The organism is uncultured Lamprocystis sp. (genome assembly GCF_903933125.1).
Taxonomy (GTDB): domain Bacteria; phylum Pseudomonadota; class Gammaproteobacteria; order Chromatiales; family Chromatiaceae; genus Thiodictyon.
Genome location: NZ_CAIZIZ010000129.1, coordinates 1 through 5,379, shown reverse-complemented (window position 1 = coordinate 5,379; position 5,379 = coordinate 1). Strand labels below are relative to the sequence as shown.

At 65.7% G+C, this 5,379-nt stretch carries 5 protein-coding genes and 1 pseudogene; 5 read left to right on the top strand and 1 reads right to left on the bottom strand.

Annotated features, from left to right (window positions below; genetic code table 11):
• Positions 1 to 229: 229 nt before the first annotated feature.
• On the top strand, positions 230 to 871 hold the full coding sequence (gene cysC, locus QZY03_RS06195) for an adenylyl-sulfate kinase (protein ID WP_295579145.1): 642 nt from the start codon (positions 230 to 232) through the stop codon (positions 869 to 871).
• A 103-nt stretch (positions 872 to 974) separates the two neighbouring features.
• On the opposite strand, the gene QZY03_RS06190 is transcribed toward cysC, so the two are convergent.
• On the bottom strand, positions 975 to 1,181 hold the full coding sequence (locus QZY03_RS06190; RefSeq protein ID WP_295579142.1) for a hypothetical protein: 207 nt from the start codon (positions 1,179 to 1,181) through the stop codon (positions 975 to 977).
• A gap of 188 nt (positions 1,182 to 1,369) precedes the next feature.
• On the opposite strand from QZY03_RS06190, the gene gltS reads away from it, so the two are divergent.
• From gltS to QZY03_RS32005, 4 genes and pseudogenes are all read left to right on the top strand, one after another.
• Positions 1,370 to 2,578, top strand: a complete 1,209-nt coding sequence (gene gltS / locus QZY03_RS06185) for a sodium/glutamate symporter (protein WP_295579140.1) — start codon at positions 1,370 to 1,372, stop codon at positions 2,576 to 2,578.
• A 2-nt stretch (positions 2,579 to 2,580) separates the two neighbouring features.
• Complete coding sequence (locus QZY03_RS06180) at positions 2,581 to 4,089, top strand: TAXI family TRAP transporter solute-binding subunit (protein ID WP_295579138.1); 1,509 nt, start codon at positions 2,581 to 2,583, stop codon at positions 4,087 to 4,089.
• Positions 4,090 to 4,226: 137 nt separating this feature from the next.
• Entirely contained in the window at positions 4,227 to 4,901 is a 675-nt protein-coding gene (locus QZY03_RS06175) for a DUF2238 domain-containing protein (RefSeq protein WP_295579136.1), read from the top strand.
• An 18-nt stretch (positions 4,902 to 4,919) separates the two neighbouring features.
• A pseudogene (locus tag QZY03_RS32005) lies at positions 4,920 to 5,084 on the top strand (DUF1778 domain-containing protein); the annotation flags it as partial.
• Between the last annotated feature and the right edge of the window lie 295 nt (positions 5,085 to 5,379).

Here is a 5,379-nt window from a genome sequence, read left to right as displayed (position 1 = left end):
GGGCGCGTCACCGCCGCGTTCGAGGTCACCGCGGCACCGCATCGCGGCGGGACGCCGCTCCCACGGGAACATTCATCTTCCGGGTGGCTGATGTTCCATCGCGGATAGACAGAGACCCCCGATTCCAGGTAAAAGACCGGATTGACGGGGCGCGACGGGGCTCATTGGCTCGCTGCCCCCGGTCCGTTCGTCATCGACCTACATTTGCAATCGTAAGGAGTCTTCATCCATGGCTGATAACATCGTCTGGCACAGCCACCCGGTGGACCAAGCGACCCGTGCGGATCAAAAGTCTCAGCATCCACTGCTGATCTGGTTCACGGGTCTGAGTGCGTCGGGCAAGTCCACCATTGCCGGAGCCTTGGAGCAGGTCCTGACTGCTCAGGGTTACCACACCTATCTGCTCGATGGGGACAATGTCCGCCATGGACTCTGTAAGGACCTGGGGTTCAGCGATCAGGACCGTAAGGAGAACATCCGACGGGTGGGTGAGGTTGCGCGGCTGATGGTCGACGGCGGGCTCATCGTGCTGGCGGCTTTTATCTCGCCGTTCCGGGCCGATCGCCAGATCGTCCGCGATATCCTGCCGGCGGGTCAGTTCGTCGAAGTCTTCATCGATACCGACATCAACGTCTGTCGCAAGCGTGATCCCAAGGGGCTCTATGCCAAGGCGGACCGCGGCGAGATCAAGCAGTTCACCGGTATCGACAGCCCCTACGAGCCGCCGGAGACCCCGGAGGTTCACGTTGCTGCGGACCGGCTGTCGGTGGCCGAGTCGGTCAACCAGCTCCTCGCTTATCTCCATCACGCGGGCGCCCTGCGCGCCGGCTATGTCCCCCTGGCCGTCGAGGAAGGTGGGCCGGAAGATTGATCTATCCCTGATGATCGTCGTCCGTCCCTGATATCCGGACAGGCCCTTGGTGTAGGGGTGGGTTTAAAACCCGTCCCTACGTCCGGCTATCACCTCGGCTATATCAAGAGCCGACGAGGCCGGCGGCTGGAGACACGGTACGTGCCGCATCCAGATCCCGAATATCCGCTGTGAGGGTGATCACCCCCGCGGCGGACTGTTCCGGTTTGAGCCCTCGGTTCAGGTTGAAGACCTCGAACCCTGACTCCAAGGCCGCCACCGAGCAGGCGTAGGAGAGGTTGCCGGTACCGCCGATGATGAGGACACGCATCAACACCCCCATGCGGCCGCTGTGCCGCGGTGATCAATAGGATCAAGCGCTGGCCGCGAGTCTAACGTGGCGCTATCCGGTCTGCACCAAACGCCCGTTTTCGCTTACCCTAGTCGGCGACGCTCGATGGCTGCCCTGGCGCTCCCGTGCCGCGCCGGCCCGCTTATCCCGACTGGACTTGAATCCCCATGCAGGTTGAGATCCCGCTCGCGCTGACCGCCGTCGCCGCCATCCTGGTCCTGCTCGCGGGTCGGGCCTTGATCACCCGTGTCGGGGTGCTGCAAACCTACAGCATTCCGGAGCCGGTGGTTGGTGGGTTGGCGGCGGCGCTCCTGCTCACCCTGGCGCGGATGGGCGGTGACCTGGAACTGCAATTCGACACCCGCGCCCAGGCGCCCCTGCTGCTGGTGTTCTTCTCGACCATTGGATTGGGTGCCGATTTGCGCATGCTGGCGCGGGGTGGACGCAAGCTGGTGATCCTGTTCGCCGTCGTGGTGCTGGCCCTGCTGCTGCAAAATGGCCTGGGCATCGCGCTGGCCCGTGTCCTCGATCTGCACCCATTGATGGGCATTCTGGGCGGTTCCGCGACCCTGTCCGGCGGCCACGGCACCGGGGCGGCTTACGGCCAGCTTTTCGGTGAGGTCAACAACCTGCAAGGGGCGGTGGAGGTGGCCATGGCCTGCGCCACCTTTGGGCTGGTGCTCGGCGGCGTCCTGGGCGGCCCGGTCGCCCAATGGCTGATTCACCGTCACGGGCTGAAGCCGCTCGCGGTGACGGCCGAGGATGTCGGTCCCGGCTCACTGACCACGGATGAACGTCGGCCCTTGAGTCCGGAGTCGCTGATGGAGTCGGTCCTGCTCCTGATGGTCTGTCTGGGTCTGGGCACCCTGCTGGCGGAGCATGTCATCGTGCCCGGCATTCACCTGCCGACCTTCGTATGGTGTTTGCTCACCGGTATCCTGTTGCGCAATGTCCTGGGACTGCGCGGCTTCTATCAGGTGGACGGGCCCACGGTGGAGCTGCTCGGCACGGTCTGTCTGTCGCTGTTCCTGGCGATGGCCCTGATGACGCTGCGTCTGTGGGAACTGGTCAGTCTGGCCCTGCCGATCCTGATCATCTTGACGCTTCAGGCCCTGCTGGTGGTCGGTTTGGCGATCACCCTGACGTTCCGCGTCATGGGCCGGGACTATGATGCGGCGGTCATCGCCGCCGGCCAGTGCGGCTTCCAGCTCGGCGCCACCCCGACCGCCATCGCCAACATGCAGGCCATCACCAGCCGCTATGGCCCGTCGCCGCTCGCCTTCCTGCTGGTCCCGGTGATTGGCGCCTTCCTGATCGATATCACCAACGCCGTCGTGATCCAGGGTTTCCTCGCACTGCCCTGGTTCGGGTTTTGATCATGCATCGCCCCTTGTTTCAGATTGCTGCCCGTTGGCTGGCCGTCGTGCTGGCCGCTCTCGTGCTCGCTGCCTGTGAGGTCGCGCCGGATGCGTCGGCGGTGACGGAGACAGTTCAGGAGCGACTGACGCAGGCCCTCGGGCCGGACACCATCGCCCTGACCAGCCTGCGCCGCATGGGCAGCGGGCCCTTGAGCGCGGATGCGCAGGGCCGACCGCAGCGCATCGTCTATTTCAACGCCGTGCTGACGCTCGAACGCGACCTGGACTTCTCCTCCTGGGACGCTTTGAGCGTCGCCGCCTTCGCGAACCTCCTGGGGGCGACCGAGAAGGGCGTCGGCGGACTCAAGACCGCCGGCAACCAGCGCGGCGATCGGGTCACTGTGCACGGCAGCGCGAGCTTCGTCAGCGACGGCGACGCGTGGGCGCCGGTGGTCACGGTGTTACCCGAGGTGGGTACCCCCTCGGCGCCCCTGAGCCCGGCCACCAGTGCCCAGTCCCAGCAGTTGTTCGCGCGCCTGATGCAACTCTACGAGCGCAAGACGGCCGATCCACCGCGCCAGCGGCAGATCATCGTCGAGGAGGTCGGCGAAGCCGTGGACGCGATCGTCGAGCGGTTGGGTCGTCTGGATCAGTCGCTGATCCTGGCCGGCGGCCCAACCGGCGGGGAGTATCTGGGGGTGGCGCAACTGCTCGCCCAGACCCTGGTCGAACAAGGAACCGCCGCCGATGCGCTCACGACGGCCGGCAGCCGGGAGAACCTCGATCGGCTGCGTAATCGGCGTGCGGATCTCGCCCTGGTGCAGAATAATCTGGCTGCCGCGTCCATGCTGGGCGCGCACCCCTTCGCTCAGGCCGGCCCCGATCACGGGCTGCGTGCCCTGGCGAGCCTGTTCCCGGAGCCCGTGCATGTCATGGTCGCGGGCGGTTCGCCGATCGCGGACTTGCGGGAACTCGCCGGCAAGCGGGTTGCGATCGGTTTGCCTGATTCAGGCAGTCGTGAGAACGCGCTCCTGCTGCTGCAGGGCAGCGGCCTCGCGCTGGGGGACCTCCAGGAGGTTCACGAGACCAGCCTGGAGCAAGGACTCGATGACCTTGCCGCCGGCCGCACCGACGCGGTCATCGCCACCATCAATGCCCCGGCACGGCTCATCCAGGACGCGGCGGCCCGCGGCCGGATTCAGTTCCTGTCACTGTCGCCGGAGGTCCAGCGCACGCTCGCCGGTTCAGGCTCCGGACTGGTTCCCCTGGACTTGCCGCCGCTCACCTACCCTGGGCAACTGACCGAAGTGCGCACGCTCGCGGTGACCGCCCTGCTGGCCGCCCCCGCGAGCCTGCCGGCGGCGGATGTCAACCGGGTGCTCGCGACCCTGTTCGAGCGGATCGACTTCATGGGCGCCGGGTCGGCCGCCGGATCGCAGATCAACCGCCAGACCGCGGCCACCGGGCTGACCGTGCCGCTGCATCCGGCGGCTGCCGCGTTCTTTGGGTCTGCTCCCCTTATCGAATGAGAGCGGGAAGCGTATCGACGCGATGAAACCGCGCCCGTAGGGCGTAATAGCGCAGCGTATCGCGCCGTATGTCGGTCACTGTCCTGCGGCTCCGGCGCCCACACTCCCATCGCAAATCATGAGGTAGCGCAACATCCATGCCCACTGACCGCACCAAGCCGCTCCTGATTGCCTTGGCCGCTCTGCTTGGCCTGCTGGCGTGGTCAGGCGCCCACCCCTACGACCGCCTGACCTGGATCATGGAGGTCTTTCCGGTCGTCCTGGTGCTCGCCGTGCTTGGCGCAACCTATCGGCGCTTCCCACTCTCGACGCTGCTGTATGTGTGCATCTTTCTACATGCCCTGGTGCTGATGCTCGGCGGCGCCTACACCTACGCCAGGGTGCCGCTTGGCTTTGACATTGCGCAGGCGCTCGACCTGCAACGCAACCCGTACGACAAGATCGGCCATTTCTTCCAGGGCTTCGTTCCCGCGCTGGCCGCGCGCGAGCTACTGATTCGCGGCCACTATGTGAATGGACGCAAGATGCTGGCGTTCATCGTTGTCTGCATCGTCCTGGCGATCAGCGCGGCCTATGAACTCATCGAGTGGGGTGCCGCCCTGGCGCTTGGCGCCGGTGCAGACGCGTTTCTCGGCACCCAGGGCGATCCCTGGGACACGCAATCCGACATGTTGTTCGCACTCATCGGAGCGGTCACCGCGTTGCTCCTGCTGTCCAAACTCCACAACCATCAAATCGGACGACTGGAGCAGGCCAGCGCGGCCGGTGCGTCATGCGCTGGAACTGGCAGCGACCCGACTGGCCCGCATTGAACATGTCGAACCGCGCAGGAGCGCGCACAACAGGTTCTGGGTGAGGCGGAATCACTCACGCTGTCCCCGCGCGACTGGGAGGTCTTCGTCGCGGCCTTGGACAACCTGGATAAACCTCGGTCGAAGCTCGCGGCGGCCGTCCAGCGCTATCGGGCCTGGCGGTCCGAGTCAGGCGAACCCTGACGGCTCTGTGGCGATGCCTATCCAAGCCCTGGCAGCACATCACCAGCGTCATCGTCGATACCAAACACGAGCAGGCGCGTGCTTGGTACGAGCGTTACGAGTTCGAGCGGTTTCCGGATTCACCGCTGACTCTGTGGCTGCCAACGGGCGTAATCGCGCGGTTTTGAGCCACACGGGTATCGACGAATCGGACTGAAGGCTTTACCGTGAAAGCCGCGCAGTGACCCCGTGGGAGCGGCGTCCCGCCGCGATGGATGCCGCGGTCACCCCGAACGGTCGGGTTACACGCCCCGCC

Bases quoted from the DNA above. Each gene is read 5' to 3' on its own strand.
- cysC (WP_295579145.1), top strand. From the start codon at position 230: ATGGCTGATAACATCGTCTGGCACAGCCACCCGGTGGACCAAGCGACC.
- QZY03_RS06190 (WP_295579142.1), bottom strand. From the start codon at position 1,181: ATGCGTGTCCTCATCATCGGCGGTACCGGCAACCTCTCCTACGCCTGC.
- gltS (WP_295579140.1), top strand. From the start codon at position 1,370: ATGCAGGTTGAGATCCCGCTCGCGCTGACCGCCGTCGCCGCCATCCTG.
- QZY03_RS06180 (WP_295579138.1), top strand. From the start codon at position 2,581: ATGCATCGCCCCTTGTTTCAGATTGCTGCCCGTTGGCTGGCCGTCGTG.
- QZY03_RS06175 (WP_295579136.1), top strand. From the start codon at position 4,227: ATGCCCACTGACCGCACCAAGCCGCTCCTGATTGCCTTGGCCGCTCTG.